The sequence below is a fragment of the Oceanicola sp. S124 genome, assembly GCF_000220565.1.
Lineage (GTDB): Bacteria > Pseudomonadota > Alphaproteobacteria > Rhodobacterales > Rhodobacteraceae > Pseudooceanicola.
This window is the reverse complement of record NZ_AFPM01000023.1, coordinates 1-2,188: the sequence shown is the minus strand read 5'-3', so window position 1 is coordinate 2,188 and position 2,188 is coordinate 1. Positions and strand designations below refer to the sequence as shown.

Genomic DNA, 2,188 nt, shown 5'->3' with positions numbered 1-2,188 from the left:
TGGTTTTCTGCCCTTGCCAGGACTGCTCTCCTGCCACCTGTCGCGCGTTGTCCCTGCGCCGTTCTTGCGCTCAACGTCGCATTCCCGGCGGCTCAGGTAAAGACTGATGTGGTGGCCCGGCCCGTCCAGACCGCAAGATTTGCCCCCTTCCCGCCCCTGTTGCTGCCCGGCGAGGGCCCTGCCGCCAGCTCCCCCTTTGCTTCAAGGCCGAAAGAGGCTAGCCATTCCGCCAAAACGAAGGAACCGCCCATGTCCGGCCCCAGCCTGTCCACGCCCCCCGTCGATCCCGTCGCCCTGACCGCCGAGCTGATCCGCTGCCCCTCGGTCACCCCCGAAGAGGGCGGCGCGCTGGTCCATCTGCAGGCCCTGCTGGAGGGCGCGGGCTTCACCTGCACCCGGGTCGACCGCGAGGGGGTCAGCAACCTCTTCGCCCGCTGGGGCGCCAAGGGCGCGGCGAAGACCTTCGGCTTCAATGGCCATACCGACGTGGTGCCCGTCGGCGATGCCGCCGCCTGGACCGCCGATCCCTTCGGCGCCGAGATCCGCGACGGGCGGATGTACGGGCGCGGCGCCACCGACATGAAGTCGGGCGTGGCCGCCTTTGCCGCCGCCGCCGTCGACTTCGTCCGCCAGACCCCGCCCGAGGGCGCCGTGGTCCTTGCCATCACCGGCGACGAGGAGGGCGACGCGCTGCATGGCACCACCGCCCTGCTCGACTGGATGCAGACCGAGGGCGAGGTCATGAGCCACTGCCTCGTCGGGGAACCCACCTGCCCCGCCACCATGGGCGAGATGATCAAGATCGGCCGTCGCGGCTCGATGACGGCCTGGTTCACGGCGACCGGCAAGCAGGGGCACTCGGCCTATCCACACCGCGCGAAGAACCCGCTGCCGGCCATGGCGCGGCTGATCGACCGGCTGGCCAGCCACCAGCTGGACGAGGGCACCGGCCATTTCGACCCCTCGACCCTGGCCGTGGTGCAGTTCGACACCGGCAACGGGGCGACCAACGTCATCCCGGCCCAGTGCCGCGCCGCCGTCAACATCCGCTTCAACGACCTCCACACCGGAGAGGCCCTGACCCGCTGGCTGCGCCGCGAAGCCCAGGATGTCAGCCGCATGTTCGACATCGTCATCGAGACCGAGGTCAAGGTCTCGGGCGAGGCCTTCCTGACGCCTCCGGGCGCGCTGTCGGACCTTGTGGCGAAGGCCGTCGAGGCCGAGACCGGCGTGGTGCCCGAGCTCTCGACAACCGGCGGCACCTCGGATGCGCGCTTCGTCAAGGATCTCTGCCCGGTGGTGGAATTCGGCCTGGTCGGCGAGACCATGCACCAGGTCGACGAGAACGTGCCGGTGGAGCAGATCTCTCAGCTCAAGGGCATCTACGCCCGCATCCTGGCGGATTATTTCGCATGAGCCTGCAGATCGAGGTCGTCACCGACACCGCCCCCTGCTTTGCCCTGCGTGAAGAGGTTTTCATCACCGAACAGGGCTTCACCCCGGAAGAGGAATGGGATGACCTGGACGCCGGGGCCGAGCACCTGCTGGCGACGCTGGACGGCACGCCGGTCGGCACCGCCCGCCTGCTGAAGGAGCCCGGCGCAGGTCGCATCGGGCGCATCTGCGTGCGCAGGTCGGCGCGCGGCACGGGCCTCGGTGCCGAGCTGGTCCGCGCCGGCATCGCGCGGCTGTCCGAACAGGGCTTCACCCGCGTCGTTCTGGGCGCGCAGGTCCGCGCCATGGGCTTCTACGAGACGCTCGGCTTCGCGCCCTGCGGCGAGGTCTACGACGACGGTGGCGTGCCGCACCGGGAGATGGCCCTGACCCTTCAGGCCTAGGCGCCCGACGTGGAGGGAGGCGGGGCTCTGCCCCGCACCCCGGAGTATATGGCCTCCGGCGGAGGGAGCGCCAGGACGTGCATGCACGGGAACGAATGGCCGCCCCGGGTGGCGATGCGATCGCTCCGGCCCATCGCCCCCGGGTGCGCCTCTGCGGAAACGGGGCCGGTCGGCGCGGCCCGACCTGCCGCCGGGCGGCCCCTCCGCGCGACGCGCATCCTTCGTGACAGGCACCGGGGGCTCTGCCCCCCGCGCCCGAGGGGGCTCAATGCCCCCGAGAGCGCGCGCCCGACGATTTGCCCCGGCATGAGACCGCCACGCCCGCCTGCGTTTTCGCGATGACCCGGCCC

The 2,188-nt window shown here is 70.9% G+C and carries 2 protein-coding genes; both read left to right on the top strand.

The annotated features are described in order from the left end of the window. Positions 1–249: 249 nt before the first annotated feature. Entirely contained in the window at positions 250–1,416 is a 1,167-nt protein-coding gene (gene dapE / locus OS124_RS0102355) for a succinyl-diaminopimelate desuccinylase (RefSeq protein ID WP_010137696.1), read from the top strand. Next, positions 1,413–1,838: a GNAT family N-acetyltransferase gene (locus OS124_RS0102350; RefSeq protein WP_010137695.1), complete on the top strand. Its 426-nt coding sequence runs from the start codon at positions 1,413–1,415 to the stop codon at positions 1,836–1,838. Before dapE ends, OS124_RS0102350 begins: the two co-directional genes overlap by 4 nt. Positions 1,839–2,188 lie beyond the last annotated feature (350 nt).

What these genes read in the sequence shown, in the direction of transcription:
- dapE (WP_010137696.1), top strand. Translation starts at nt 250, where the DNA reads ATGTCCGGCCCCAGCCTGTCCACGCCCCCCGTCGATCCCGTCGCCCTG.
- OS124_RS0102350 (WP_010137695.1), top strand. Translation starts at nt 1,413, where the DNA reads ATGAGCCTGCAGATCGAGGTCGTCACCGACACCGCCCCCTGCTTTGCC.